The following is a 26,157-nucleotide window of genomic DNA, read 5'->3' on the forward strand; positions in this document are numbered from 1 at the left end:
CGCGAACAATGGTCGGAGGTGGATGCGGTGAACCCGACAACGATGACCGATCCCCAAGCCGCGATGTATGAGAAGATCGATGACCTGTACGAGCGCAAGCGCAAGATCGAGCTGGGCGGCGGCGAGGAGAAGATTGCTGCCCAGCACGCCCGCGGCAAGCTGACGGCCCGTGAGCGCATCGACCTCTTGCTCGACCCGGATACCTTTGTCGAGCTGAATCCCTTCGTCACCCACCGGGCCACCCAGTTCGGCATGGACAAGGTGGAAGCGCCCGGCGAAGGGGTGGTGACCGGCTACGGCAAGATCCACGGCCGTCCGGTGTACGTCTTCGCCCAGGACTTCACCGTGTTCGGCGGGGCCCTCGGCGAGATGCACGCCCTGAAGATCGCCCGCATCATGGACCTGGCGGCCAAGAACGGCGCGCCGGTGATCGGGCTGAACGATTCCGGCGGGGCCCGCATTCAGGAAGGGGTCATTTCCCTCGACGGCTACGGGCACGTGTTTTACCGCAATGCCATTTATTCGGGCGCCATCCCGCAAATTTCCGTGATCATGGGCCCCTGCGCCGGGGGTGCCGTCTACTCGCCGGCGCTGACCGATTTCGTGTTCATGGTGGAGAACACCAGCCAGATGTTTATCACCGGGCCCAAGGTGATCCAGACGGTGACCGGGGAGCGCCTCACCGCCGAAGAACTGGGCGGGGCCCGCGTCCACGCCACCAAGAGCGGGAACGTCCATTTCACCGCGCCCAGCGAATCGGACGTCCTGGAGATGGTGCGCAAGCTTCTCTCGTACCTGCCGCAAAACTGTCGGGAACGGCCGCCGGCGGTGCCCTACACGGTGACCAAGCGCGACGTGTGGATCGAGGAGCTGGCCGACGTGGTCCCCGTGGAGGGGACGAAGGCCTACGACGTGCACAAGGTGATCGATCTCGTCGTCGACGAGGGGAGTTTCTTCGAGGTGCATGCCCAGTTTGCCCGCAATGTTGTCGTGGGCCTGGCCCGCATCGCCGGCGAGGTAGTGGGGATTGTGGCCAACCAGCCCAAGGTGATGGCCGGCGGGCTGGACATCGACGCTTCCGACAAGCTGGCCCGTTTCGTTCGCTTCTGCGACGCCTTCAACATCCCGCTGGTAACCTTTGTCGACGTGACGGGCTTCTTCCCCGGTGTCAACCAGGAGCACGGCGGGATCATCCGCCACGGGGCGAAGATCCTGTACGCCTATTCCGAGGCGACGGTGCCGAAGATCACCGTCATCCTGCGCAAGGCCTACGGTGGCGCCTATGTGGCGATGAACAGCAAGGCCATCGGCGCCGACGTGGTGTATGCCTGGCCCTGCGCGGAAATCGCCGTCATGGGGCCCGAAGGGGCGGCCAACGTCATCTTTGCCAAGGAGATCGCCGAGTCGCCCAACCCCGAGGCCACGCGCGCGCAAAAGATTGCCGAGTACCGCCGTCTGTTCGCCAATCCGTACGTGGCCGCGTCCCACGGCATGGTGGACGACGTGATCGATCCGCGCGAAACGCGCCTCAAGCTGATCCAGGCCCTGGAGATGCTCCGCGACAAGCAGGAGAGCCGCCCGGCCAAGAAGCACAGCAACTTGCCACTGTAATGAAAAAAGACGAAATTCGTCGACAAATCGCGAAACAGGAGAGGGGAAGGGGTACATGGCCGCGTTGGAAAAGGCGATCACATGGCTGAGCGACCTCGTGTGGGGGCCGCCGATGCTCGTACTGCTGGTGGGGACGGGCATCTTCCTCACCATTCGCCTACGCCTGCTCCAGTTCTGGCAGCTTCCGTACGCCCTGAAGCTGGCCTTCTCGCGCAGGCAAGACCACTCGTCGCAAGGGGATGTGACGCATTACGAGGCGTTGACCACGGCCTTGGCCGCGACGATCGGGACCGGGAACATTGCGGGCGTGGCCACCGCGGTGGCCACGGGCGGTCCCGGGGCGGTGTTCTGGATGTGGCTCACGGCCATCGTCGGGATGGCCACAAAGTACGCCGAGGCTGTTCTCGCCATCAAGTACCGGGTGCAGAACGACCGCGGGGAAATGTCCGGCGGCCCGATGTACTACATTGAGCGCGGGCTCGGGTGGAGGTGGCTGGCCGTCCTCTTCGCCGTCTTCGGCGCCATTGCCTGCTTCGGCATTGGTACATCGGTGCAGTCCAACTCCGTGGCCGACGCCCTGCAGCGCGCGCTGTCCGTGCCGACGTGGGTGACCGGTGTGGTTCTGGCTGTTTTTACAGCGCTGGTGATCATTGGCGGCATCAAGGCGATCGGTCGCGTGACGGCCTTCTTCGTCCCCATCATGGCAATCGTGTACCTCATCGGCGGCCTGATCGTCATCCTGCTTCACCTGGACAAGTTGCCGGCGGCGCTGGCGCTAATCTTCACGGACGCCTTTACCGGCGAGGCCGTGGCCGGCGGCGCGCTGGGGACGGTCATCCGCTACGGCGTGGCCCGCGGCGTCTTCTCCAACGAAGCCGGGCTGGGTTCCGCGCCGATCGCGGCCGCGGCGGCGAAGACGGACCACCCCTGCCGCCAGGGGCTGGTGTCGATGACCGGCACGTTCCTCGACACCATCGTCGTCTGTAGCGTCACCGGACTCGTCTTGGTCATGAGCGGCTTGTACGCTGACGGTAACCTGTCCGGCGCCAGCCTCACGTCGGCCTCGTTCAACGCCCTCTTGCCCGGCTTTGGGAAGTGGGTTGTCACCATCGGCCTCATCCTCTTCGCTTACTCGACGGTGCTGGGGTGGTCGTACTATGGCGAGAAGTGCTTCGAGTACCTCTTCGGCACCCGCCGGATCCTGTGGTACCGCTGGGCGGTGGTCGTCGCTGTCTTTGTGGGCACGGTCGTGAAACTTGACCTCGTGTGGAGCATTGCCGACGTGTTCAACGGGCTGATGGCCGTGCCAAACCTGATCGCCCTGCTGGTGCTCTCCGGTGTCGTGGTGGCCGAAACGCGCGCGTTCCGTGAACGGCTGCAGAAGGAGCGGTTTTCGTCGAAACCCGGCGGGCGTGACGGGCTAGCGGAGTCCAAGAAGGGGGCCGATGCTTTTGTCTGGAGGAAAAGGAGCGCCCGTTTAGGGGCGCTTCAGCGTGTAGACAAAGTACCGGGAGGTACAAGGTCTACACGCTTTTTTGTCGAATAGAGTTCTTATCCCATCATGCAGAGGTGGCCACATGCTGAGAAAACAGTCGGCCGAAGGCCGTTACCAGCTTACCGTTGTTTCGTTGGACGAATTGGTTCCTCAGGATCACCTGGTCCGCAAAATCGAAAACGCCATCGATTTCTCGTTTATCTATGACCTGGTGGAAGATCGTTATTGCCCAGACAACGGAAGACCCAGCATCGATCCCGTTGTCCTCATCAAAATGGTGCTCATCCAGTATCTGTTCGGCATCCGTTCCATGCGTCAAACCATCAAGGAAATCGAAACCAATCTCGCCTATCGGTGGTTTTTGGGATACGATCTCACCCAGCCCATTCCCCATTTCACGACGTTTGGAAAAAACTATGTCCGCCGATTCAAGGGTACCGACCTGTTTGAAAAGATCTTTACGCGCATTCTCGAAGAAGCCTGCCATCACGGGCTTGTGGACCCTTCCGTTCTGTATATTGATTCCACCCATGTCAAAGCCAACGCCAACAAGAGAAAATTCATCAAGCGGCTCGTTCAGGAAGAAGGAAAAAAATATCAAGAACTTCTGGAAGAGGAAATCAACCAGGACCGCGTAGCGCATGGGAAAAAGCCGTTGCCAAAAAAGTCTAAAGCCGTCTGGAAGGAGGTGAAGCAAAGCACCACTGATCCGGACAGCGGCTGGTTTGTCAAAAACGAAAAGGAACAGACGTTCGCTTACTCCTTCCATGCGGCCAGCGACCAAAACGGCTTTGTCGTCAGTGCCGTCGTCACGGCCGCCAACGTTCATGACAGTCAGGTCTTTTCGGATGTGTTCGAGCAAGCCGTCAAGCATGTCGGAAAACCCAGCGCTGTCGCGGTGGATGCAGGGTATAAAACACCCTATATCAGCAAGTACCTCTTGGACCAACAGGTCCGTCCGGTCATGCCGTATACCCGTCCCCACACAAAAGACGGAAGGTATCGAAAGCAAGATTACGTGTACGATGAGTACTACGATTGCTATCTTTGTCCTGCCGGACAAGTGCTTACCTACGAAACCACGACCCGTGAGGGTTACAGAATCTACCGTTCCGATGCCACGACCTGTCGATCTTGTTCATTCCGCTCCCAGTGCACAGAAAGCCACGACGCGGTTAAGCGTGTGAGCCGCCATATCTGGGCCCATTACATGGAAGAAGTGGAGCACTTGCGCCATACAGAAGTGAATAAACGCCTATATGCACGCCGAAAGGAAACGATTGAGCGTGTATTTGCGGATCTCAAGGAGAAGCATGGCTTGCGTTGGACCACTTTACGTGGGTTGGAAAAAGTGACAATGCAGGCGATGCTTGTTTTTGCTTGCATGAATTTAAAAAAGCTGGCGAATTGGTTATGGAGGTTAGGAAAAACAGGGCGCCATGCCCTTAATTTCTTCTCTTTATTGTTCACAGACGACAAGAAAACTCCCTCGGCTGCGTTGGCACCGAGGGAGTTTGTCTGCAGTCTGGGAGCGCCCGTTTAGGGGCGCTTTTTTTCTTGGGCGGATCCGATCGCGCAGGCAGCGGGGATTCTCTCCTTTGGCCGGCCCGGGGGATTTTCTTTTGCCGGAACGTGCGGTATCGTAACGGTGAACAGGTGCACGCAACGTTGCGGTGATGAATGGAGGAGGAGAGGAACGTGATCAACGAAACGCGCCTGGTCAACGAATTTCTGGAGCTGGTGCAAATCGACAGCGAAACGGGCGAGGAGGGCGAGATTGCCCGCGTTCTCAAAGAAAAGTTTCGCTCCCTCGGCCTGATGGTGGAAGAAGACGACGCGGCGGTGAAAACCGGGCACGGGGCGAACAACCTCGTGGCCACGCTGCCGGGCACGGTTGATGCACCGGTGATTTACTTCACGTCGCACATGGACACGGTGAAGCCGGGAAAAGGTGTCAAGCCGGTGGTGCGGGACGGGTACGTCTATTCTGACGGCTCGACGATCCTCGGCGCCGATGACAAGGCCGGGCTGGCCGCCATCCTGGAGGCCATCCGCGTGCTGAAGGAGCAAAACATCGCCCACGGCACGGTGCAGTTCCTCATCACCGTGGGAGAAGAGTCGGGCCTCAAAGGGGCCAAGGCGTTCAATCCGGAACTCCTGAAAGCCGAGTTTGGCTTTGCCCTCGACTCCAACGGTCCGGTGGGCGAGATCATCACCGCGGCACCGGCCCACGCGCGCATCGACGTGGTGGTGCACGGCAAGGCGGCCCACGCCGGCGTCAATCCGGAAGAGGGGATCTCCGCCATCCAGGTGGCCAGCAAGGCCATTGCCCGCATGCCCCTCGGGCGCATCGACCACGAGACGACGGCCAACATTGGGCAGTTTGCTGGCGGCCAGGCGATGAACATCATTCCGGACCGCGTGGAAATCCTGGCCGAGGCACGCAGCCTGGATGAAGGGAAGCTGGAGCGGCAGATCGCGGCGATGCGCCGCGCCTTCGAGGAGACGGCCGCGGAGTACGGGGCGACGGTCGAGTTCCGCGTGGAGCGGATGTATCCCGGCTACAAGTACGGCGACGACCATCCGGTGGTGGCGACGGCGATGCGCGCCATCCGCGCCATCGGCCGCACACCGAAGACATTGGCCAGTGGCGGGGGAAGCGATGCCAACGTGATCGCCGGGTACGGGGTGCCGACCGTCAACCTGGCCGTCGGGTACGAGGAGATCCATTCCAAAAACGAGCGCATGCCCATCGCCGAGCTGGTGAAGACGGCCGAGCTGGTTGTGGCCATCGTGCAGGAGGTGGCCCGTGGGGTGCGGCGCGCCGAATGATCCGCCGGAATCGGTGACAAGGGAGGAGATGGTGTGCCGGCCGCCTTTCGCGCGCTGGTTGCCGGCCAAGCGGCGGCCAACTTCGGCGACGCCCTGGCCGTCGTGTCCGTCGTGACGCTGGTGTACCGCGCAACCGGATCGGCCGCCTTTGCTGCCCTGTATCCCTTGGTGCGCGTGGTGGCCGGGGCGGCCGCGGGGCTGATCTTTCCCGCCGTGGCGGCACGTATGCGCCTGCAGACGGTGCTCATCGCCGCCCAGGGCGGCCAGGTGCTCTTCCTCGCCTCACTCGCGGCGACGGCGGTGCTGGCGGCTCCCCATCCGGCCGTCCTCGCCAGATGGTACGCCCTTACCTTTGCGGCAGCCTTCTTGGACGGATGGACGACGCCGGCCCGGAACGCCCTTGTGCCGCGACTGGTGGAGGAGACGAAGCTGGTGCAGGCCAACAGCGTGCTGGCTACGGTTGACCAGATGGTGCTGCTCGTGGGCTGGCTGGCCGGCGGAGTGCTCGTGGCCCAGCTTGGGGCGGTGGCGGTGTTGTGGGGAGCCGTCGCGCTGTACGCCGGGGCGACGCTCGCCCTCTTCGGTGTTCGGGAACCCCAAGAGAGGTCTGCAGCGCCGCCGTCTACGCCCAAGCCGCATCGCGCGGCCAAGGCGGGATGGACGGCGCTGTGGCACGTGCCTACGCTGCGCTTGGTGACGGCGATGGACGTGGCCGAACATGCCGTCTACGGGGTGTGGATCGGTGCCCTGCTCCTCGTCTACGTGGAACAGGCGCGGGGCGCGGCGCGGAGTGGTGGGGGTATCTCAACGCCGGCTACTACGCGGGCACGATCCTTGGCGGCCTGCTGGTATGGCGGGCGGCGCGGTGGGTGGAGCGGCGCCTATTCGAGAGCATGATTGCGGGGTCGGCCCTCGTCGGCCTGCTCACCCTGGGATTTGCCGTCACGAGCGTCCCCGCCGTAGCGTTAACCCTCTGCCTGCTCATGGGGCCGGCGTTCCAGCTGCGCGATGTCGCCCAGCGGACCCTCGTGCAGCGCAGCGTGGATGCGCATCTTCTTCCCGCCGTGCTGGCCGCCCATGGCATCCTGATGAACGCGGCGTTTGCCGTTTCCGTCGCGGGGATGGGGCTTGTCGCCGACATCCTGGGCATTCGGGGCGCCTACGGGGTGGCGGCGCTGGTGAGCGGGGTGACGGCCGCGCTGGCCTTTGGGTGGACCAGGCGCGGTGAGCCCGGCGCTTCCCCCGGAAAGTCCGGGCCGATGCGGTCGTAAACATGCCGTAAAAGGCGATGGGGGAGGGACCGGCATGGCGGACCGGAGAGGGGCCATCCAGTGGGCGTGGGGGACGGTTGTCGGGGTACGGGGCGAGCGGCGGGGGTTGCAGGAGTTGGCCGTGCAGGTGGACGGGTCGGCGGAAGCAGAGACGGCCGTCGCGTACCCGGACCTGGTCGGCCGGTGCGCTGCGGGCGATCGCGTACTGCTCAACGTCACGGCTGTGCGGCTGGGATTGGGAAGCGGCGGGGTCCATTTTGTGGCCGCCGTGGCGGGGAAGACGGGGGCGCCGGCCGGGGAGGATGTGCCGGGCCCGCCAGCGGCGCGGGGGGAACCCGGTCATGTGTCTGGGGCCTCCCTGTGGCCGCCACCGGTTGGCCACATTGTCAAGCTCCGTTATACGCCGTGGCAGATGGCGCTGCCCCACTGGGAGGAAGCTGGCCATCCCCTGCGGCCGCAGCTCGACGAAGCCGAGCGGCGGGAGCAGCCCCTCGACAACATGCCCGTATGCCTCGCCGAGCTGCACAGCATGGTGCCGGTTCTGGTGACCGCCCTGCGCCGCTACGCCCCCGAGGTGCGCGTGGCGTACGTGATGAGCGAGGGCGGCGCTCTCCCGCTGCCCTTCAGCCGCCACGTCGCCGCCCTCCGCGCGCGGGGCGATCTGGTCGGCACGGTGACGGTTGGCCACGCCTTTGGCGGCGATGTCGAGGCGGTCAGCCCCCATTCCGGCCTTCTGGCCGCGCGGTACGCCCTGGATGCCGACGTGGCGATTGTCGCCATGGGACCCGGCATTGTCGGCACGAACAGCCGCTACGGCACTACCGCCACGGAGCTCGGCGACTGGGTGAACCGTGTCGCCGCCCTCGGCGGCATTCCCATGCTTGTCCCGCGCATTCAGGGCGTCGACCCCCGCGCGCGCCACGTGGGGCTCAGTCACCACACGGCCACGGCGCTGGCCCTGGCCCTGGCCCCGGCGTGGGTTCCGGTACCCGCTTTCCCTGGCCCGTTTGGGGCGCGGGTGCGCCGGCAGCTGCAGGCGGCAACGGCCGGGACGTCCCACGTCGTGGTCACCGACGGCTTGCCTTCGGCCGAGGACGTGGCGGCTGTCCTCGAGGCGTATCCGCTTCCGGTGACCACCATGGGGCGCAGGGCGGACGATGACCCGCCCTTCTTCCAGACCCTTGTGCACGCCGCCCAGGTGGTGGCCCGCCGGTTCTTGCGCAGCAACTCCAAACGGTGAGGCTCCCCACAAGCACAAAACCTCCCGTGCCGGATCGGACGGGAGGTTTTGCCGTTTCCATCGGTTACCGTCGCCCATACGTCGTCATGCGGTGCAGGAATTCGCCAACGGTCAGATTGGACGCGCCCAGGCTGCGCAGAGCGGCGCGGATCTCCCAAGCCCGGCCAACGAGGCGCAGACAGCGCGATGTGCACGTGATTTTCACGACCCCACCTCCGCGAACCCTTTTGGTATACTGGTATGGACCGTTTGGGCAGAAGAGAACCGTGAGGAGGGGTGGCCGTGTCGTCCTTTGCTGAACCCACCGTGTCGTCGCAACTCCTTTACAGCGGGCGCGTCATTCGTGTGCGTCTCGACGAGGTGCGCCTTCCGGACGGGTCCACCGGTCGGCGGGAGGTGGTCGAGCATCCCGGTGCCGTGGCCGTGTTCGCCCGCACCGCCGAAGACCGCATCCTCCTTGTGCGGCAGTTCCGCAAGCCTCTGGAACGGGAGATCTGGGAGATCCCGGCCGGCAAGTTGGAACCGGGCGAAGACCCGGCCGCCTGCGCGCAGCGGGAGCTGGTGGAGGAGACGGGCTATGTTGCCGAACGCTGGGCGCACGTGGCCTCCTTCTACACTTCTCCGGGGTTTGCCAACGAGATCGTTCACCTGTACCGTGCCGAAGGGCTGACCCGTGGCGTGGCGCGGCCCGACGCCGGGGAGTTCGTCGAGCCGGTTTTGCTCACGTGGGCGGAGGCGCAGGAAAAGGTGCGCCAGGGCCTTATCTGTGACGCCAAGACGCTGTACGCCCTCGCTCTGTGGGAGCTGGACCGCCTGCGGGAGGATGGGCGATGATGCGCACCTGGTTCGTTGATCTCCACGTGCACGTCGGTTTTACAGTGAGTGGAAGGCCGGTGAAGATCAGCGCCGCCCGCGACCTGACCTTTGCCCGCATCGTGCACGAGTCGGTCTGTCGCAAGGGGCTTGACGCCGTGGGTATCATCGATGCCCATGTTCCCGAGGTGCAGGAGGAGATCCGCGCCCTCCTGGCCGCCGGCGAAATGGTGGAACGGCCCGACGGCGGGCTCACGTACGGCGAGACGACGATCTTCCTCGGCGCGGAACTGGAAGTGAAGCCGCGCGGGCGGGGCGCGTTTCATGTGCTGTGCTACTTGCCCACCCTGGCGGCCATGGTCGACTTTACGGCGTGGCTGCGCCATCACGTGAAAAACGTTTCATTAAGCTCGCAGCGCGTTGCCGTCGGGGCGCACGTCCTGCAGGATGAAGTGGCCGTACGGGGCGGCGTGCTCATCCCCGCCCACGTGTTCACACCGCACAAAGGCCTCTACGGCAGCGCTGCCGCCCGCATGGCCGAGGTGCTGGATGCGGCGCGCGTGCCGGCGGTGGAACTCGGCCTCTCCGCCGACTCGGCCATGGCCGATTCCCTGTCGGAGCTGGCCGATAAGACCTTTTTGTCCAATTCCGATGCCCACTCGCTGGCCAACATCGGCCGCGAGTACCAAGCCGTGTATATGGCTGCACCCACCTTCGAGGAGCTCCTCCGGGCGCTGCGGCGTGAGGGCGGGCGAGGCGTGGCGGCCAACTACGGCCTCAACCCGCGCTTGGGCAAGTACCACCGTACGGCGTGCGCCTCCTGTGGGGCACTGGTGGATCCCGCCTCGTCGCCGGACGTCTGCCCGGCCTGCGGACACAACCGTTTCGTGCGCGGTGTGGCCGACCGGATTCTGGCCATCGCCGACCAGCCGGAAGGCACCCATCCGCCGCACCGCCCGCGCTATGTTTACCAAGTCCCCTTGGCGTTCATTCCCGGCTTGGGACCCAAGAAGCGGGAGCGGCTGTTGGAGGCCTTTGGCACGGAAATGGCCGTGTTGCACCACGCACCGCCGGAAGAACTGGCCGCGGTGGTCGGTCGTGAACTCGCCGATCTCATCGTCAAGGCCCGGGAAGGCCGGCTTACCCTGCGCGAAGGGGGCGGGGGACGGTACGGTCGGGTAGCGCGATCGGCCGCTTCAACCACGCCCGCCTCGTAACGGAGGGCACACCTGTCGGGCAGGGCCCCGCGGACATAATCGGTTCGTCCCGCGCATAGGATGGGCAGTGAGAGACGGGAGGGATGAACCGTGCGTTTCCGCGTGGGACAACCACTTGGGTATCGTCCGCAGCAGGCGCTGTCCCTATATGTTTTTACGCTGACCCTCTTTGCGACGGGCATCGCCTTTGGGGCCTTGGCCATCGGCTTTCTCTCCCCGACGCAAAAACACGAATTGGCGGGCTCGCTGGGCCTGTTTTTTGCCGAACTGCGCCATGGCGGCGTGGCCGAGCCGGACGTGGCCTTCCGGTACGCGATGGGCTACCATTTCAAGGTGCTGGGCCTGCTCTGGTTACTCGGCCTCTCGGTAGTGGGCCTGCCGTTCATCGTGGTGGCGGTCTTCCTCAAGGGGATGATCCTGGGGTTTACCGTTGGCCTCCTGGTGTCCCAATCCGGTTGGGAAGGGTTTCTCTTCGCCCTGACGGCGGTTGTCCCTCCTAATTTGCTGGTGGTTCCGGCGGTGTTGGTGGTCAGCGTGGCCGGTATGGCCTTTTCTCTCGCCCTCATACGCAACCACTTTTTGGCCCGGCGCCAGCCGATGTGGCCGGCGTTTCTTCGCTATGCGGCCCTGGTTCCGGTTTCTGCCCTGGCCCTTGTGACGGCCTCATGGGTTCAAGCGTACCTCTCACCGGCCATGATGCGCGTGGTGGCGCAAATGGTTAGTGGGTAAGAATTAGACTAACTCTAAAATAGGAATTGATTTATTTGACTCCGTTCCTGTGCTTAACTATAATGGGGGAAGGAGGCCGCAGGGAGGGATTCGGTGTGGACGCGCGCTCATCGGAAGCGCAACGGATTGAAGAGCGGCTCAATCGCATCCGGCAGATCCTGCAGTCGCGGAACTACAAGCTCACGCCCCAGCGCGAGGCCACGGTGCGCGTGCTCTTGGAGAACGAGGCGGACCACCTCAGCGCCGAAGACGTCTATCTCCTGGTGAAGGAAAAGGCGCCCGAAATCGGGCTGGCCACCGTGTATCGCACGCTGGAACTGCTCACCGATCTCAAGATTGTGCACAAGATGAATTTTGGCGATGGCGTGACCCGGTACGACGTCCGATCGGAGGATGCGGAACACCATCATCACCACCTCGTGTGCCTCCACTGCGGGAAAGTCGACGAAATTATGGAAGACCTGCTGGGTGAGGTGGAAAAGCGCGTGGAGCAGGAATGGGGTTTTACCATTCTTGACCACCGCTTGACGTTTCACGGCATCTGTCATCGGTGTCGCGACCTGGTGGATCCGGAAGATTTCAAATAATCACGCGCGCCAACGAGCTCCAGTGTTCAGAGGAGCTTTTTTCTTGTCTTTGTTATGGCAGATGAATTACAATTTTGTATGGTAAACGAATTACAATAACAATAACGATGGACAAGGATCTGCAGTAAGGAGGAGCCGACATGATCATCGGAGTGCCCAAGGAGATCAAGGACAACGAAAACCGGGTGGCCATCACGCCGGCCGGTGTTGAGATGCTGCGCCAGGCAGGGCACACGGTGCTCATCGAGACGAATGCCGGGATTGGTAGCGGTTTCACAGACGATGACTACCGTCAGGCCGGGGCCACCATCGTCGATACGGCGGAAGAGACGTGGTCACGCGCCGAACTCGTCCTCAAGGTGAAAGAGCCCCTTCCGAGCGAGTACCGCTATTTCCGGGAGGATCTGGTGCTGTTTACCTACCTGCACCTCGCCGCGGAGCCGGAATTGACCGAGGCCCTCGTAGAAAGCGGCATGACGGCCATCGCCTATGAGACGGTCCAGCTCGACAACGGCGCGTTGCCCCTGTTGACCCCGATGAGCGAAATCGCCGGGCGCATGGCCGTGCAGATCGGCGCGCAGCTTTTGGAGAAGCCCAAGGGCGGCAAAGGCGTGCTGCTCGGTGGCGTGCCGGGTGTGCCGCCGGCGGAAGTGGTGATCATTGGCGGCGGCGTCGTCGGCACCAACGCGGCGAAGATCGCCATGGGCATGGGCGCCAACGTGACGATTCTCGACGTCAACCCGGACCGCCTGCGCTACCTCGATGACCTCTTTGGCGCGCGGCTGACCACGCTGATGTCGAACAGCTACAACATTGCCCGCAGCGTGGCCAAGGCCGATCTCCTCATCGGCGCGGTGCTGATCCCCGGTTCCCGCGCCCCGCGCCTTGTGACGGAAGAGATGGTCAAGTCGATGCGTCCGGGGTCGGTCATCGTGGACGTGGCCATCGACCAGGGCGGCTCCATCGAGACGATCGACCGCGTGACGACGCACAGCAACCCAACCTACGTCAAGCACGGCGTGGTGCACTACGCCGTGGCGAACATCCCGGGCGCCGTGCCGCGCACATCGACCATCGCCCTGACTAACGTCACCATCCCGTATGCCGTGCAGCTGGCAACGAAGGGCGTGTTCCAGGCCATTCGCGACAACCGCGCCCTGGCCCGCGGCGTCAACGTGATGAAGGGCCACATCACCCACGAGGGTGTCGCCCGTGCATTCAACCGGCCGCACACGCCGCTGGAGGCGCTGATGTAAGGGACGCGAGAGGGCTCGGTGCGTGCGTCGAGGAGAAGGGGGCGGCCAACCCCCGTCTCTCACAACCATTCGCACGTACCGTTCGGTATACGGCGGTTCACAAGGATTGACGAAGCGGAGTGTACAAGCCGGTGAAACTGAAAAGGCCACGTTCTCGCCAGTAAGCGAGATCGGTGGCCTTGTTCACTTTCCGAGGCAAAAGGAGTCGGTAACTTCTCCGATGGTTGCAAGCTACATTTAGGCGTTTAGGGATTGGGGAGAACGACTGTTAGACAGAGCGCACCGGCGGCTGATCTATCCATGAGGGCATGTAAAGGTCGCCGGTGCATTATTATGTTGTTAACGGTAATAATTCCACTATGAATGTTAATGAAGTGGGGCGATAATGTGAAGGAACGTATTGTGTTTTTTGCGTTAACGGCAATCGTTTTTATCTCCTTATTAAAAGTACTGGCTTTTATTTGGAATCGGCTATCGATACCTGTTACGGGTATAACCAATGTACTCAGTGTCTTTATTACGTTTATGTTGATACCATTGTCGCTTTTCGTGGTAAATTGGCTAATCCGTGTAATGCGCGGGGATTTCTAGATAGACGCACGAGACTTGGGAAACTTTTCGTGAATTGTTCATTTTAGCTGACAGTTAAATGTAGGGAGAACGGTGACAATGCTCGAACGAAATCCGAGATTTACGCAATTTGTATGCTTACGCTGTGATCGCACCTACAGCCCTGAAGTCTTAGAGCCGTTGACGGCTGCCCAACGTGTCTGAGTGCGGGCTACCCCGCGAGCGTCAGCCTTGCCTACGCTCCGGACCCTTGGGCACCTTTAGAAGACCGGCGCGGGATGCTTCGCTATGGCGAGCGGCTTCCCTATCGCACATTTCCGACCCTGGGCGAGGGCGGCACCCCCTTTGTTTCGCTCCCCATCCTGGCCAAAAGGCTCCAAGTCCAAGGGTTGTGGATGAAGAATGGGATTGGCGTAGAAGACCGCGTGGTCCTGTTGATCACGTCCCACGGATTCAAAGATACGGGCAGATAAAAGTAGCGCCCGGGTTGAACGGCGAATTCATGATGATCCCGCAATGCAAAGCCCCATCGCCGAGGGGTTTTGGTATACTGGCCCATGGGGAACGATGCGACACCCACCGCTCCCTGCGTTCCACGTATATCCCCGCTCCCGTTCGGCATAGGATAGAACAGCTTGTACTGCGGTGTGAACACGAGGGAGAAGGGGGCGAACCGCCGATGGCCGGGGTGCGGCGCCTGTTGCTCCTGGTGCGCTTTTGTGTCCTCTTTCTGCTCCTGACCTATTTGTTTTACCGGAGCATCGATTGGGTCACCGCCCACATGCTGCCCCTCAACCCGTACGAGGAGCCCAAGGGCCGGGCGGTGAAGGTGATCACGCCGGTTGCGCCGGATGCAAGCGGCGAAGGCAGCGTGTGGGATCACGTGCTCACCTTTTTGCGTTACGGGGAATAGCGGGCACATGTCTGTCCGCACGCCCGTGCCGGTGGGTTGAGCGGAGTGCGGCGGAACGGCGGGTGCGGTTCGGAACGAAAACGGCCCGGTGGGAAGAGGATTTGCGGGTCCTCGTGTGGAATGAGCAATAGCGTGGAACCCCGGGACGATGTGGCGACGAAGGAGTTTTGACGAGCGATGGAAACGCTGATTGACCATTTTATCCACTACCTTGACGTCGAACGGGGGTTAGCGGCCAACACGCTGGTCTCGTACCGCCAGGATCTGACGGCCTTTCTCGTTTACCTGAAGGAACAGGGCGTCGAGCGTATCGAGGAGACCACGCGGGCACACATCGTCGGCTTTCTCCTGCGTTTGCAGCAGCAAGGGAAGGCGACGGCGACGATCTCGCGCCACCTGGCGTCGATCCGCTCGTTTTTCCAGTTCCTGTTTCGCGAACGCCTCATCGAGCACGACCCGTCGGTCAACCTGGAGACGCCCAAGCTGCAGAAACGCCTGCCCAAGGTGCTGTCGGTAGAGGAAGTGGAACGCCTCCTGGAAATGCCCGACCTGCGCACGCCGACCGGCCTGCGCGACAAGGCGATGCTGGAGCTCCTGTACGCGTCGGGGTTGCGGGTGTCGGAGCTGGTGTCGCTGAACCTGCACGACGTCAATTTGCACCTGGCTTACCTCAGGTGCATGGGCAAGGGGTCCAAAGAGCGCATCATCCCCCTTGGCCGGATCGCCGTCGACGCCACCCGCACGTACATCGAGCGGGCCCGGCCGATGCTGCTGCGCAACCAGGGGGAAGAAGCCCTGTTTGTCAACCACCACGGCCGGCGGCTCACGCGGCAGGGGTTCTGGAAAATCATCAAGAAGTACGCCCGCGAGGCGGGCATTGCCAAGGAGATCACGCCGCACACGCTGCGCCATTCCTTTGCCACGCACCTCTTGGAGAACGGGGCCGATTTGCGCTCCGTGCAGGAGATGCTCGGCCACGCCGACATTTCCACGACGCAGATTTACACCCATGTCACCAAAACGCGTCTGAAGGAGATCTACGCGCGTACGCACCCGCGAGCGTAGCGGGGCGTGGCGGCGCGTCTTTTTGCGCCACAGAGGTCTGACGTCTGGCAACTATGGCAAGGAGGACGGTACCATGCGATTTTCGCGCATCTTCCTTATCGTCCTGGATAGCGTGGGCATCGGCGCGCTGCCCGACGCCGCCGATTACGGCGACGAGGGGGCGAACACGCTGGGGCACATCGCCGAAACGGTGGGGCTTTCGCTGCCCAACCTTGCGGCGCTGGGGCTCGGCAACATCGCCTCAGTGAAGGGGATCCCGCCGGCGGTGTCTCCGAAGGCCCACTACGGCAAGATGGCGGAGATCTCTGCCGGCAAGGACACGACCACCGGCCACTGGGAGCTGATGGGCATCCACACGAAGGTGCCTTTCAAGACGTACCCGAACGGCTTCCCGCCGGAGCTGATCGCCGAGTTTGAGCGACGCATCGGGCGGAAGGTGCTCGGGAACAAGCCGGCGTCGGGCACGGCCATCATCGAGGAGCTGGGCGAGGAGCACATGCGCACCGGCGCCGTCATCGTCTACACGTCGGCCGACAGCGTGTTCCAGGTGGCCGCCCACGAGGAGGTGATCCCCCTCGACGAGCTGTACCGCATCTGCGAGATCGCCCGCGAGCTGACCCTCCGCGACGAGTACGCCGTGACGCGGGTGATCGCGCGGCCCTTCGTCGGAAAGCCGGGGGCCTTCGTGCGCACGGCCAACCGCCGCGATTACTCGGTCAAGCCGCCGGCGCCGACGGTGATGAACCGTCTGGCCGACGCCGGCTACGACGTCATTGCCCTGGGCAAGATTTCCGACATCTACGCCGGCGAAGGGGTGACGGAGGCGATCAAGACGGCCTCCAACGAGGACGGCGTCGACAAGCTGCTGGAGGTGGCCCGACGCTCCTTCCGCGGGCTGGCCTTCCTCAACCTCGTCGACTTTGACGCCAAGTACGGTCACCGGCGCGATCCCGAAGGATACGCCCAGGCCCTCGAGGCCTTCGACCGGCGGGTGCCGGAGATCCTCGGGGCCCTTTCCGAGGGCGACCTGCTCGTCATCACCGCGGACCATGGGAACGATCCGACGCACCACGGCACCGACCACACGCGGGAGTACGTGCCGCTGCTCGTTTGGTACCCGGCTTTGCGTGACGGGCGAAACCTCGGCCTGCGCGAAACCTTCGCCGATGTGGGGGCCACGGTGGCCGACAACTTCGGCGTGACGCCTCCGGCGATCGGAAGGAGCTTTTTGGGCGAGATCTGATCGTCCGCCGCTGACCGAACACCGCGGACGGGCAAGGATGGTTGGAAAGGAGAGGGGACCGTGTCGTTGTACGAACGCATCGAGAAGGTGCGGGCCTTTCTGGCCCCGAAGCTGCCTGTGCAGCCGAAGATCGGCCTCATCCTCGGCTCGGGCCTCGGCGTGATGGCCGACGAGGTGGAGGGGGTGCAGATTCCCTACGGGGAGATTCCCGATTTTCCTGTGTCCACGGTGGAAGGGCACGACGGGAAGCTGGTCGTCGGCACGCTGCGCGGCAAGCCGGTGATGACGTTGAAGGGGCGCTTCCACGCCTATGAGGGGTACTCGCTGGAACAGGTGACCTTTCCCGTGCGCGTGATGAAGGCCCTTGGCGTCGACACGCTGATCGTCACCAACGCCGCCGGCGGCGTCAACACGGACTTTCGGCCCGGCGACCTGATGCTGATCCGCGACCACCTGAACCTGACCTTCCGCAATCCGCTCATCGGGCCCAACGACGAGCGGCTCGGTCCGCGCTTCCCCGACATGTCCGAAGCCTACGACAAGGGCCTGCGCGAGCTAGCGAAGAACGTCGCCGCCAAGCTCGGGATTTCCCTGCGGGAAGGCGTGTACGCCGGCCTCCTCGGCCCGAGCTATGAGACGCCGGCGGAGATCCGCATGTTGCGCACGCTGGGGGCCGACGCCGTAGGCATGTCCACCGTCCCGGAGGTGATCGTCGCTCGCCACGCCGGGATCCGCGTGCTGGGCATCTCGTGCATCAGCAACATGGCCGCCGGCATCCTACCGCAGCCGCTGTCCCACGAGGAAGTGATGGAGACGGCAGAGCGGGTGAAGGACACCTTCCGCGCCCTTGTCGGGGGCATTGTGGAAGCGCTGTGATGCCTGTTGGACGCTTGGAAGCATGGGGACAAAAGGAGGAGGAGTGCAGATGGCCAACCGCGCACAAACGGTGCGCGAAGCCGTTGCCGCCATTCGCGAGCGGACGAACCACGTGCCGGAGATTGGCTTGATCCTCGGGTCGGGGCTCGGCGACCTGGCCGAGCAGATCGCCGACGCGACGGTGATTCCCTACGGGGAGATTCCGCACTTTCCCGTGTCGACGGTGGCCGGCCATGCTGGCCGCCTGGTGATCGGCCGCCTGGAAGGAAAGACCGTGGTGGCGATGCAGGGCCGCTTTCACTACTATGAAGGGTATTCCATGGCCCAGGTGGCCTTTCCGGTGTACGTGATGAAGTTCCTCGGCGCCAAGGTGCTGATCGTCACCAACGCCGCCGGGGGGATGAACAAGGCCTTCCAGCCCGGCGACCTCATGTTGATTGTGGACCACCTCAACTTCACGGGAGACAACCCGCTGATCGGGCCGAACGACGACGAGCTGGGGCCGCGCTTCCCGGACCTGTCGCGGGCGTACGACCCGGAGCTGATCGCCCTGGCCGAGCAGAAGGCGCGTGATCTGGGCATCCGCGTGCAGAAGGGAGTCTACGCCGGCATCAGCGGACCCAACTACCTGCCGCCCGCCGAGCTCGTGATGCTCCGCCGGCTGGGTGGCGACGCCGTGGGCATGTCGACCATTCCCGAGGTGATCGCCGCCGCCCACTGCGGTCTGCGCGTCCTGGGCATCTCCTGCATCACCGACATGGCCATCGGCGAGGAGCTGGAGCCGCTCACCCACGAGCAGGTGGTGGCCGTGGCCGAGCGCACCAAGCCGAAGTTCACCGCCCTCGTGCGGGCCGTTGTAGCCGGGGTGAGGACCTGATGCGTGCTGTCGACCTGATCCGCAAGAAGCGCGACGGCGGCACGCACACCGCCGAGGAGCTGCGCTTTCTCATCCAGGGCTATGTGGCGGGGCGCATCCCCGACTACCAGATGGCCGCGTGGGCCATGGCTGTCTATTTCCGGGGCATGACCGACGAGGAGACGGCGCACCTCACCTGGGAGCTGGTGGCCTCCGGCGAGACGGTCGACCTGTCGCCCATCGCCGGGGTGAAGGTGGACAAGCACTCGACCGGCGGCGTCGGCGACACGACGACGCTGGTGCTGGGGCCCCTCGTGGCCTCGGCCGGCGTGCCCGTGGCCAAGATGTCGGGGCGCGGGCTGGGCCACACCGGGGGGACGATTGACAAGCTGGAGAGCATTCCCGGCTTTCGTGCCGAGCTGACGCCGCAGCAGTTCGTCGAGCAGGTGAACCGCATCAAGCTGGCCGTCGTCGGGCAGAGCGCCAAGCTGACGCCGGCCGACAAGCTGCTCTACGCCCTGCGTGACGTGACGGCGACGGTGGAGTCGATCCCGCTCATCGCCAGCTCGGTGATGAGCAAGAAGATTGCCGCCGGGGCCGACGCTATCGTGCTGGACGTGAAAACCGGCGAGGGGGCCTTCATGCGCGAGGAAGCCGACGCCTTCGCTCTGGCGCGGGCCATGGTGGCCATCGGGGAGCGGCTCGGCCGGCGCACCGTGGCCGTGGTCAGCGACATGAGCCAGCCCCTCGGGTATGCCGTGGGCAATGCCTTGGAAGTGCGGGAAGCCATCGACACGTTGGCCGGGCGCGGGCCGGCCGACCTGACCGAGCTGTGCCTGGTGCTAGGGGCGCACATGCTCGTGCTCGCCGGCGCGGCGCCGGATGCCCGCGCGGCGCGGGCGGTCCTGGAGCGGAACATCGAGACCGGCGCGGCGCTGGAAGCCTTTCGTCGTTTCGTGGCGGCACAGGGGGGCGACGCGCGCGTGGTCGACGAGCCGGACCGCCTGCCGCAGGCGGCGCATCAGATCCCCGTGCCCGCCCCGCGGCGCGGCTACGTTTCCCGCGTGGCGGCGCGCGAGGTGGGCGAGTGCGCCATGCTCCTCGGCGCGGGGCGGGAGACGAAGGAGTCGGCCATTGACCTGGCCGTGGGCGTCGTCCTGCGCAAGAAGGTGGGCGACCGCGTAGAAGCCGGCGAGCCGCTGGCGGTGATCCACGCCAACCGCCCCGATGTGGAGGCGGTGGCCGCGCGCCTGCAGCGCGCCTTCACCATTGCCGACGAGCCGGTGTCCCCGCCTCCGCTTGTGCGCGGACGGGTGACGACGGAGGGCGAGGCGCGCATCTAGGACCGGGTGCGTCTTGCGTGATAGCGCGCGGACGTCGCAGGGGGATGAAACCTCCACAACCTGGCAAAGATAAGAAACAGCGCAGCCTACACGTGGAGGGACACCCATGCACAAGACGATCCGCGCGTTTTTCCTGACTGCATTGGCCGCCTTTCTCCTCGCTGCCAATGTCGCATGGGCGCAGCCGAAGCCCCAGCCGGAGCCCTCATCGGTCAACCTGGCCCCAAACGCGGTGTCGGCCATTTTGATCGACACCGACACCGGGACGGTGCTGTACGAAAAAAACAGCCGCTTGCGCCTGCCACCGGCCTCGATCACCAAGGTCATGACGCTGCTCCTCGTCATGGAGGCGATTGACCAGGGCAAGATCAAGCTGACCGACAAGGTGCGCGCCAGTGAATACGCCGCCTCGATGGGCGGGTCGCAGATCTTTCTCGAACCCGGCGAGGAGATGACCGTGGAGGACCTGATCAAAGGCGTCGCCGTGGCCTCGGGAAACGATGCCTCCGTGGCCCTGGCCGAACACATCGCCGGGACAGAAGAGGCCTTCGTGGCGATGATGAACGAGAAGGCGCGCCAGCTCGGCATGACCGACACCCATTTTGCCAACAGCAACGGGTTGCCCGCTCCAAACCATTACACCTCGGCCCGCGACATCGCCATCATGTCCCGCGAGCTCCTCAAGTTCGAGGCCATCACCAAATATACCGGGTTATACCAGGATTACTTGCGCAAGGACACCAACCGCCCCTTCTGGCTCGTCAACACCAACCGCTTGGTTCGTTTTTATCCGGGCTGCGATGGCCTGAAAACGGGGTACACCAGCGAGGCGAAGTTTTGCCTTGCCGCCACGGCCAAGCGCGACAATTTCCGCGTCATTGCCGTCGTTCTCGGCGAGCCGGATACCAAGACGCGTAACGCCGAGGTGGCCCGGATGTTTGATTTCGCCTTCAGCCAGTACACGACCAAACCGCTCTACCAGCGCGGCGACGTGATTCAGGAACTCCCCGTAGAAAAGGGCGAGCGGGGGCGCCTTCCGGTGGTGGCCGCGCGCCACTTCAGCCTCCTCATCAAGCGCGGGGAAGACACCGGGCAGTATCAGACGACGGTAGAGCTTCCGGAGCGCGTCCCGGCGCCGGTGAAGGCCGGCGATGTGCTAGGGCATGTGATTGTGACCAAGCAGGGCCGAGAGGTGGCGCGGCTCGATCTGGTGGCGTCAGAAAACGTGGATGCGGCCACCTTTGGCCAGCTTTGGAAGCGCGCCGTCCACCGCGTGCTGCAGCTGCCCTGACGCGTGCGGCGCGGACGATGGCGAAACGCGTGCATTCGAGAAGCCGTTTTCGACAAGGCTTCTCGATTTTTTTGTACTTTCGTCGAAGGGCAGGAACTGGGCCTGTAGGCAGAGAAGAGATGGGTGAACGATGGGAAAGGAGAGGGAGCGATGCGATTGCATGTGGAGTTGGAGACAAGACGTGACGTGCTGATCATCCGCTTGGCGGGGGAACTGGACCACCATACGGCCGACTCGCTGCGGGAGCAGGTGGACGCGATCATGAACCGTGAGAACATCCGCAGCATTGTCCTCAGCCTGGCCGACCTTACGTTTATGGACAGCTCCGGCCTCGGGGTGATCCTGGGACGCTATAAGCGGGTCGCCCAGATGGGCGGGGAGATGGTCGTCTGTTCCATCCATCCCACCATTTATCGCCTCTTTGAGCTGTCCGGACTGTTTAAGATCCTGCGCATCGAAGAGAGTGAGCGGGAAGCGTTGCACGCGTTGGGGGTGGCGTGACGGTGAAAACGAACTTCATGTGTCTGTCCTTTGCCAGCCGGAGCGAGAACGAGTCCTTCGCTCGCGTGGCGGTGGCCGCCTTCCTGTCGCAGCTCGACCCCACCCTGGAGGAGCTCATGGAAATCAAGACCGTCGTCTCGGAGGCGGTAACCAACGCCATCATCCACGGGTACGAAGGCCGCGACGACGGCATCGTGCGTATCCATGTGACAGTGGAAGGCAGCCGCGTGGAGATCGTCGTCGAGGACGACGGCGTGGGCATTGCCGACATCGAGCAGGCCCGCCAGCCCCTGTTCACCACCAAGCCGGAGCTGGAGCGGTCAGGCATGGGCTTTACGATTATGGAAAATTTCGTCGACGAGCTGACCGTCACGTCGGCACCCGGCAAGGGCACTCGCGTCCGCCTCGTCAAGCAGCTTTCCACCCACCCCGCCGCCGTGCGCCAATGAAGGAGACGAGCGGATGAGCGTGGACGTGCGTGAACCGAATCCGCAGTTGACGGACGAGGAGGTCCGCGCGCTGATTGCCCGCAGCCAGGCGGGCGACACGGAAGCGCGCAACCGGCTCGTGGAAGCCAACGTCCGCTTGGTGTGGTCGGTTGTGCAGCGGTTTCTCGGGCGCGGGTATGAGGCCGACGACCTCTTTCAAATCGGGTGCATTGGGCTCCTCAAGGCGGTGGACAAATTCGACCTGTCCTACGACGTTAGGTTTTCCACCTATGCCGTGCCGATGATCATCGGCGAGATCCAGCGCTTTTTGCGCGACGACGGTTCGGTGAAGGTGAGCCGCTCGCTCAAGGAGGCGGCGCAGCGCATTCGCCGCAAAAAGGACGATTTGACGAAGGCCCTCGGGCGGACGCCGACGGTGGGCGAGCTGGCCGAGGCGCTGGGCATGACGCCGGAGGAAGTGGTGTTTGCCCAGGAGGCGGGTCGCGCGCCGGCGTCGATTCACGAGACGGTGTACGAAAACGAGGGCGACCCGATTACGCTGATGGACCAGCTCGCCGACGGAAACGAGGAGGGTTGGTTCGACAAGCTGGCCCTGCAGGAGGCCATCCGGAAACTGGACGAACGGGAACGGCTCATCGTATACCTCCGGTACTACAAGGACTACACGCAGTCCGAGGTGGCCGAGCGCCTCGGCATTTCCCAGGTGCAAGTTTCACGGCTTGAGAAGCGCATTTTGCAAAAAATTCGCGACGAAATGACGCCCTAGCGCACGGGATGGCGGACGCACCGCCGTCTCGTTTTTTTTTGTGCCGTGCCGCGGTGCCCTTCAGGATATTGCTGTTTCTGCACAAAACGAAGGCGCATCCTTCCAGATTCGACAAGAACGGCGAGCTGTCGCGCCCGGTCGCGGTCGGGCATACTAAGCCCAAAGCGGGAGGGATGGCCATGGCATCCGCAAACGCTACGCTGTATGTTTCCATGAAAGAACGAATCTACGTTCGTCCGCAGGCAGTGGTCAGGGTGGGTGACGTGTGCACCTTTGTGGGCGATCCGGCGATCATCCGCGCGATTCGCATGTTGCCGATCTATCCGATCCAGATGTCCGACGGGCAATTGGTGGTCATCGACGTGATGCACGTGATCGACGCGATTCAGCGCCGCCTGCCGAATGTCGACGTGGTGCCCGTGGGGCCGACGGAGACGATCATCGAGGTCTTGTACGACCGGCGCAAGCCGCATCTTGTGTTTGTGGCCCTCACATGGATCCTGCTGTTTGTGGGGTCGGGGCTGGCGATCATGAACTTCCACGCCGACGTGAGCATGGAGGAGGTCCACCGGCGGTTATACTTCCTGATCACCGGGGAATACAAGTCCGATCCGCTCGTCCTGCAGATTCCCTACTCCATCGGCATTGGTGTGGGCATGGTGCTTTTTTTCAATCACCTGTTCCGCAAGAAGCTGAACGAGGAACCAAGCCCGCTCGAGGTAGAGATGTTCCTGTACCAGCAAAACCTGGACCAGTATGTGATTGCCAACGAACGGGCCCGACGGGAGCGGGATGACCCATGATGGCCCATTTGCTGTTGGTCCTGATCGGGCTGGGCGGGGGCATCGCCGTGGGCAGTGGCTTCGTCGCCTTCCTGACGGTGCTGGACGTCATTCCGCGCCTGGCGCAGTTCAGCCGTGCGCAACGCTTCGTCCACGGGTTTGAGGGGGCCATTATCAGCGGGGCCCTGTTCTGCACATGGGTGGACTTTTCCGGGATTTCCCTGCACGCACCGACGTGGCTCGCGGGGGTGTACGGATTGTTTGCCGGCTGTTTTATCGGCCTCCTGGCCGCCGCGCTGACGGAGGTGCTCAACGTGCTGCCCATCCTGGCCAAGCGCGTGTTCATGGTGGATCGCATCCTCATACTGCTCATGGCCTTGGTGTTGGGAAAAGTGTTCGGTTCCCTGTTCCAATGGATGGTATTTGAGAAAACAACTTGAATGGGTTGCCGGGACATAGCGGCCCGCTGGCCGTTGCAGGCTAAAGGGTAGACCATTGACCGCAGGAGGGAGTGGGCTGATGAAGGTTCCGCAAACTTCCGACGCCCTGCGTCAGCAGCGACTGCGCATTGAACGGTACCAGCAACGGGTGAAGGAGGTCAAGCCCAAGCCGCCCGTCGCGCGCAATGGGGTGAAGGCCTTTCTCGTTGGCGGACTCATCTGCGCCTTCGGGCAGGCGATCCAAAACTTCTACATGTACTTCTTTGACTTTAACGAGCGGACGGCGGGGAATCCGACGGTGGCCACACTGATTTTCCTGTCGGCCATGCTGACGGGACTCGGCGTATACGACAAGATCGGGCAGTTCGCCGGTGCGGGTACAGCGGTCCCCGTCACGGGGTTTGCCAACTCCATCGCCTCGGCGGCCATCGAGCACCGCGCCGAAGGGTACGTACTCGGCGTTGGCAGCAACATGTTTAAACTTGCCGGGTCGGTCATCGTGTTCGGCGTGGTGGCTGCCTTTGTTGTGGGACTGATTCGCACCCTTGTAGTCGGGATGGGGGGATAACCGTGCGCGACGGGCGGGTGCGGCTCGGTCGCCAGACGTGGCAGTTCACCGGGGACGTGCGCATCGTCTCCAGCGCCGTGGCGGTCGGGCCAAAAGAGGCGCAGGGGCCCTTGGCCGGAGAATTCGATCTCGTGTTTGACGACCTGTACCTCGGGGAGAAGACGTGGGAAAGGGCGGAACGGAAGCTTTTGGAGATGGCCGTCCAGACCGCCATTGACAAGGGCGCCCTGGCCAATGAGGAAATCGATGTCATCGTCGCCGGCGATCTGCTGAACCAGATCATCTCGGCAACCTTTGCGACGCGGAGCCTGCAGTTTCCCTTTCTGGGCGTGTACGGGGCGTGCTCGACGTCCATGGAGTCGCTTGCCATCGCCGCCGCACTGGTCAACGCCGGCTACGCTACCTATGCCGTGGCCGCCTGCTCCAGCCACAACTGCACGGCGGAGAAGCAGTACCGGTACCCGACTGAGTATGGGGGTCAAAAGCCTCCGTATGCGCAGTGGACGGTAACCGGTGCCGGGGCCGCCGTCGTGGGCAAGGGGATAGGCGGGCCGCGCATCACCCACGCCACCATCGGTAGGGTGATCGACTGGCAGCAAAAGGACCCCTTCGATATGGGGTCGGCCATGGCGCCCGCCGCCGCCGATACCATTGCGACCCATTTTCGCGACACGGCGCGTACGCCGGAGGATTATGACCTCATTGTCACGGGTGACCTGGCCAGCGTGGGTACGCCTCTGGTGCGGGAGCTGCTCGCCGAAATGGGGTACGACATTGGGGCGGTGCACCGCGATTGCGGCCTGATGATCTATAGCCCGGAACAGGGCGTGTTTGCCGGTGGCAGTGGATGCGCGTCGAGCGCCGTGGTCACCTACAGCCACATCGTCAAGGGGCTGAACAGCGGCACATACCGTCGCGTGCTCGTCGTGGCCACGGGTGCGTTGCTGAGCCCCATCACCTACCAGCAAGGCGAATCGATCCCGTGTATCGCCCATGCCGTAGCCCTGGAGCGGGTGGCGGCTGCCGAGGAGGGAGCGTGAATGGAGTATGTAACGGCCTTTGTCGTGGGCGGGCTCATCTGCGTCATCGGCCAGTTGCTCATGGACCTGACTTCCCTCACCCCGGCCCACGTGATGAGCATCTTGGTGGTGGCCGGAGCCATACTCGATGGCGTGGGGCTGTATGAGCCACTGATCGATTTTGCCGGGGCCGGCGCGACGGTGCCGATCACCAGCTTTGGCAACGCCCTCGTTCACGGGGCGTTGGCGGAGGCCGAGCGGAACGGGATCATCGGGATCATTACCGGGATCTTTGAAGTGACCAGTGCCGGGATCTCTGCCGCCATCATCTTCGGTTTCCTCAGCGCCCTGCTGTTCCGGCCCAAGGGGTAAGGCGCGGTGTGCCGACTGTGGTGCGGACCACCGGGCGGCGAGCCCGTGGGAC

Annotated in this window: 28 protein-coding genes; 27 read left to right on the top strand and 1 reads right to left on the bottom strand. The window is 63.4% G+C overall.

Features of this window, described 5'->3' with window-relative positions; translation table 11 throughout:
* The first annotated feature begins 63 nt into the window (after positions 1–63).
* The 7 genes from ACYQ0Z_RS07120 to ACYQ0Z_RS07150 all read left to right on the top strand — a co-directional run bounded on the left by ACYQ0Z_RS07120 (position 64) and on the right by ACYQ0Z_RS07150 (position 8,449).
* Positions 64–1,611, top strand: coding sequence for an acyl-CoA carboxylase subunit beta (locus ACYQ0Z_RS07120; protein WP_459868769.1), 1,548 nt, complete (start codon positions 64–66; stop codon positions 1,609–1,611).
* Between the two features lie 55 nt (positions 1,612–1,666).
* The gene (locus tag ACYQ0Z_RS07125) at positions 1,667–3,157 is read left to right on the top strand and encodes an alanine/glycine:cation symporter family protein (protein ID WP_459865974.1); all 1,491 of its coding nucleotides are present in this window, start codon (positions 1,667–1,669) and stop codon (positions 3,155–3,157) included.
* Positions 3,158–3,188: 31 nt separating this feature from the next.
* Positions 3,189–4,649, top strand: a complete 1,461-nt coding sequence (locus ACYQ0Z_RS07130) for an IS1182 family transposase (RefSeq protein ID WP_459865977.1) — start codon at positions 3,189–3,191, stop codon at positions 4,647–4,649.
* A gap of 155 nt (positions 4,650–4,804) precedes the next feature.
* On the top strand, positions 4,805–5,938 hold the full coding sequence (locus tag ACYQ0Z_RS07135) for a M20/M25/M40 family metallo-hydrolase (RefSeq protein ID WP_459865980.1): 1,134 nt from the start codon (positions 4,805–4,807) through the stop codon (positions 5,936–5,938).
* A 33-nt stretch (positions 5,939–5,971) separates the two neighbouring features.
* Positions 5,972–6,835 carry an MFS transporter gene (locus ACYQ0Z_RS07140; RefSeq protein WP_459865982.1) on the top strand — a complete coding sequence of 288 codons (864 nt, stop codon included), beginning with the start codon at positions 5,972–5,974 and terminating at the stop codon, positions 6,833–6,835.
* The gene (locus ACYQ0Z_RS07145; RefSeq protein ID WP_459865985.1) at positions 6,808–7,209 is read left to right on the top strand and encodes an MFS transporter; all 402 of its coding nucleotides are present in this window, start codon (positions 6,808–6,810) and stop codon (positions 7,207–7,209) included. Before ACYQ0Z_RS07140 ends, ACYQ0Z_RS07145 begins: the two co-directional genes overlap by 28 nt.
* A 34-nt stretch (positions 7,210–7,243) precedes the next feature.
* The gene (locus ACYQ0Z_RS07150) at positions 7,244–8,449 is read left to right on the top strand and encodes a DUF3866 family protein (protein ID WP_459865988.1); all 1,206 of its coding nucleotides are present in this window, start codon (positions 7,244–7,246) and stop codon (positions 8,447–8,449) included.
* Positions 8,450–8,513: 64 nt separating this feature from the next.
* Here the strand turns inward: ACYQ0Z_RS07150 and mciZ are convergent, their stop codons facing one another.
* Positions 8,514–8,654: a Z-ring formation inhibitor MciZ gene (mciZ, locus tag ACYQ0Z_RS07155; protein WP_459865991.1), complete on the bottom strand. Its 141-nt coding sequence runs from the start codon at positions 8,652–8,654 to the stop codon at positions 8,514–8,516.
* A gap of 77 nt (positions 8,655–8,731) precedes the next feature.
* On the opposite strand from mciZ, the gene ACYQ0Z_RS07160 reads away from it, so the two are divergent.
* The 20 genes from ACYQ0Z_RS07160 (at position 8,732) to spoVAE (ending at position 26,105) form a co-directional block, all read left to right on the top strand.
* Positions 8,732–9,283: an NUDIX domain-containing protein gene (locus tag ACYQ0Z_RS07160; RefSeq protein WP_459865994.1), complete on the top strand. Its 552-nt coding sequence runs from the start codon at positions 8,732–8,734 to the stop codon at positions 9,281–9,283.
* Complete coding sequence (locus ACYQ0Z_RS07165) at positions 9,283–10,479, top strand: endonuclease Q family protein (RefSeq protein ID WP_459868772.1); 1,197 nt, start codon at positions 9,283–9,285, stop codon at positions 10,477–10,479. Before ACYQ0Z_RS07160 ends, ACYQ0Z_RS07165 begins: the two co-directional genes overlap by 1 nt.
* A gap of 90 nt (positions 10,480–10,569) precedes the next feature.
* A complete protein-coding gene (spoIIM, locus tag ACYQ0Z_RS07170; protein WP_459865997.1) occupies positions 10,570–11,208 on the top strand; it encodes a stage II sporulation protein M in 639 nt (212 codons plus the stop codon).
* A gap of 125 nt (positions 11,209–11,333) precedes the next feature.
* Positions 11,334–11,795, top strand: coding sequence for a ferric iron uptake transcriptional regulator (gene fur, locus ACYQ0Z_RS07175; protein WP_459868775.1), 462 nt, complete (start codon positions 11,334–11,336; stop codon positions 11,793–11,795).
* A gap of 140 nt (positions 11,796–11,935) precedes the next feature.
* Positions 11,936–13,051 (top strand): alanine dehydrogenase, encoded by a 1,116-nt coding sequence (ald, locus tag ACYQ0Z_RS07180; protein WP_459866000.1) that lies wholly within the window; start codon positions 11,936–11,938, stop codon positions 13,049–13,051.
* 1,249 nt (positions 13,052–14,300) lie between these two features.
* On the top strand, positions 14,301–14,534 hold the full coding sequence (locus tag ACYQ0Z_RS07185) for a DUF4227 family protein (protein ID WP_459866003.1): 234 nt from the start codon (positions 14,301–14,303) through the stop codon (positions 14,532–14,534).
* Positions 14,535–14,711: 177 nt separating this feature from the next.
* Complete coding sequence (gene xerD / locus ACYQ0Z_RS07190) at positions 14,712–15,599, top strand: site-specific tyrosine recombinase XerD (RefSeq protein ID WP_459866006.1); 888 nt, start codon at positions 14,712–14,714, stop codon at positions 15,597–15,599.
* Between the two features lie 73 nt (positions 15,600–15,672).
* A complete protein-coding gene (deoB, locus tag ACYQ0Z_RS07195) occupies positions 15,673–16,842 on the top strand; it encodes a phosphopentomutase (protein WP_459866009.1) in 1,170 nt (389 codons plus the stop codon).
* Between the two features lie 66 nt (positions 16,843–16,908).
* Positions 16,909–17,718 (top strand): purine-nucleoside phosphorylase, encoded by an 810-nt coding sequence (locus ACYQ0Z_RS07200; RefSeq protein WP_459868778.1) that lies wholly within the window; start codon positions 16,909–16,911, stop codon positions 17,716–17,718.
* 49 nt (positions 17,719–17,767) lie between these two features.
* The gene (locus ACYQ0Z_RS07205; protein WP_459866012.1) at positions 17,768–18,595 is read left to right on the top strand and encodes a purine-nucleoside phosphorylase; all 828 of its coding nucleotides are present in this window, start codon (positions 17,768–17,770) and stop codon (positions 18,593–18,595) included.
* The gene (locus ACYQ0Z_RS07210; protein WP_459866015.1) at positions 18,595–19,917 is read left to right on the top strand and encodes a pyrimidine-nucleoside phosphorylase; all 1,323 of its coding nucleotides are present in this window, start codon (positions 18,595–18,597) and stop codon (positions 19,915–19,917) included. Before ACYQ0Z_RS07205 ends, ACYQ0Z_RS07210 begins: the two co-directional genes overlap by 1 nt.
* A gap of 106 nt (positions 19,918–20,023) precedes the next feature.
* The gene (locus ACYQ0Z_RS07215) at positions 20,024–21,208 is read left to right on the top strand and encodes a D-alanyl-D-alanine carboxypeptidase family protein (protein WP_459866018.1); all 1,185 of its coding nucleotides are present in this window, start codon (positions 20,024–20,026) and stop codon (positions 21,206–21,208) included.
* A 150-nt stretch (positions 21,209–21,358) separates the two neighbouring features.
* On the top strand, positions 21,359–21,709 hold the full coding sequence (gene spoIIAA / locus ACYQ0Z_RS07220; RefSeq protein ID WP_459866021.1) for an anti-sigma F factor antagonist: 351 nt from the start codon (positions 21,359–21,361) through the stop codon (positions 21,707–21,709).
* 17 nt (positions 21,710–21,726) lie between these two features.
* Positions 21,727–22,158, top strand: coding sequence for an anti-sigma F factor (gene spoIIAB, locus ACYQ0Z_RS07225; RefSeq protein ID WP_459868781.1), 432 nt, complete (start codon positions 21,727–21,729; stop codon positions 22,156–22,158).
* A 13-nt stretch (positions 22,159–22,171) separates the two neighbouring features.
* Complete coding sequence (gene sigF / locus ACYQ0Z_RS07230) at positions 22,172–22,924, top strand: RNA polymerase sporulation sigma factor SigF (protein ID WP_459866024.1); 753 nt, start codon at positions 22,172–22,174, stop codon at positions 22,922–22,924.
* Positions 22,925–23,103: 179 nt separating this feature from the next.
* Positions 23,104–23,727, top strand: coding sequence for a stage V sporulation protein AA (locus ACYQ0Z_RS07235; protein WP_459866027.1), 624 nt, complete (start codon positions 23,104–23,106; stop codon positions 23,725–23,727).
* On the top strand, positions 23,724–24,146 hold the full coding sequence (locus tag ACYQ0Z_RS07240; protein ID WP_459866030.1) for a stage V sporulation protein AB: 423 nt from the start codon (positions 23,724–23,726) through the stop codon (positions 24,144–24,146). Before ACYQ0Z_RS07235 ends, ACYQ0Z_RS07240 begins: the two co-directional genes overlap by 4 nt.
* A 79-nt stretch (positions 24,147–24,225) precedes the next feature.
* Positions 24,226–24,714 carry a stage V sporulation protein AC gene (gene spoVAC / locus ACYQ0Z_RS07245; protein WP_459866033.1) on the top strand — a complete coding sequence of 163 codons (489 nt, stop codon included), beginning with the start codon at positions 24,226–24,228 and terminating at the stop codon, positions 24,712–24,714.
* Positions 24,711–25,754, top strand: a complete 1,044-nt coding sequence (gene spoVAD / locus ACYQ0Z_RS07250; protein WP_459868784.1) for a stage V sporulation protein AD — start codon at positions 24,711–24,713, stop codon at positions 25,752–25,754. Before spoVAC ends, spoVAD begins: the two co-directional genes overlap by 4 nt.
* Positions 25,755–26,105, top strand: coding sequence for a stage V sporulation protein AE (gene spoVAE, locus ACYQ0Z_RS07255; RefSeq protein ID WP_459866036.1), 351 nt, complete (start codon positions 25,755–25,757; stop codon positions 26,103–26,105).
* Positions 26,106–26,157: the final 52 nt, after the last annotated feature.

The sequence above is a fragment of the Calditerricola yamamurae genome, from assembly GCF_054654135.1.

Excerpts from the sequence above, each read along its gene's own strand:
- ACYQ0Z_RS07120 (WP_459868769.1), top strand. The coding sequence starts at position 64 with ATGTATGAGAAGATCGATGACCTGTACGAGCGCAAGCGCAAGATCGAG.
- ACYQ0Z_RS07125 (WP_459865974.1), top strand. The coding sequence starts at position 1,667 with ATGGCCGCGTTGGAAAAGGCGATCACATGGCTGAGCGACCTCGTGTGG.
- ACYQ0Z_RS07130 (WP_459865977.1), top strand. The coding sequence starts at position 3,189 with ATGCTGAGAAAACAGTCGGCCGAAGGCCGTTACCAGCTTACCGTTGTT.
- ACYQ0Z_RS07150 (WP_459865988.1), top strand. The coding sequence starts at position 7,244 with ATGGCGGACCGGAGAGGGGCCATCCAGTGGGCGTGGGGGACGGTTGTC.
- ACYQ0Z_RS07165 (WP_459868772.1), top strand. The coding sequence starts at position 9,283 with ATGCGCACCTGGTTCGTTGATCTCCACGTGCACGTCGGTTTTACAGTG.
- ald (WP_459866000.1), top strand. The coding sequence starts at position 11,936 with ATGATCATCGGAGTGCCCAAGGAGATCAAGGACAACGAAAACCGGGTG.
- ACYQ0Z_RS07185 (WP_459866003.1), top strand. The coding sequence starts at position 14,301 with ATGGCCGGGGTGCGGCGCCTGTTGCTCCTGGTGCGCTTTTGTGTCCTC.
- xerD (WP_459866006.1), top strand. The coding sequence starts at position 14,712 with ATGGAAACGCTGATTGACCATTTTATCCACTACCTTGACGTCGAACGG.
- deoB (WP_459866009.1), top strand. The coding sequence starts at position 15,673 with ATGCGATTTTCGCGCATCTTCCTTATCGTCCTGGATAGCGTGGGCATC.
- ACYQ0Z_RS07205 (WP_459866012.1), top strand. The coding sequence starts at position 17,768 with ATGGCCAACCGCGCACAAACGGTGCGCGAAGCCGTTGCCGCCATTCGC.
- ACYQ0Z_RS07210 (WP_459866015.1), top strand. The coding sequence starts at position 18,595 with ATGCGTGCTGTCGACCTGATCCGCAAGAAGCGCGACGGCGGCACGCAC.
- ACYQ0Z_RS07215 (WP_459866018.1), top strand. The coding sequence starts at position 20,024 with ATGCACAAGACGATCCGCGCGTTTTTCCTGACTGCATTGGCCGCCTTT.
- spoIIAA (WP_459866021.1), top strand. The coding sequence starts at position 21,359 with ATGCGATTGCATGTGGAGTTGGAGACAAGACGTGACGTGCTGATCATC.
- spoIIAB (WP_459868781.1), top strand. The coding sequence starts at position 21,727 with ATGTGTCTGTCCTTTGCCAGCCGGAGCGAGAACGAGTCCTTCGCTCGC.
- sigF (WP_459866024.1), top strand. The coding sequence starts at position 22,172 with ATGAGCGTGGACGTGCGTGAACCGAATCCGCAGTTGACGGACGAGGAG.
- ACYQ0Z_RS07235 (WP_459866027.1), top strand. The coding sequence starts at position 23,104 with ATGGCATCCGCAAACGCTACGCTGTATGTTTCCATGAAAGAACGAATC.
- ACYQ0Z_RS07240 (WP_459866030.1), top strand. The coding sequence starts at position 23,724 with ATGATGGCCCATTTGCTGTTGGTCCTGATCGGGCTGGGCGGGGGCATC.
- spoVAC (WP_459866033.1), top strand. The coding sequence starts at position 24,226 with ATGAAGGTTCCGCAAACTTCCGACGCCCTGCGTCAGCAGCGACTGCGC.
- spoVAE (WP_459866036.1), top strand. The coding sequence starts at position 25,755 with ATGGAGTATGTAACGGCCTTTGTCGTGGGCGGGCTCATCTGCGTCATC.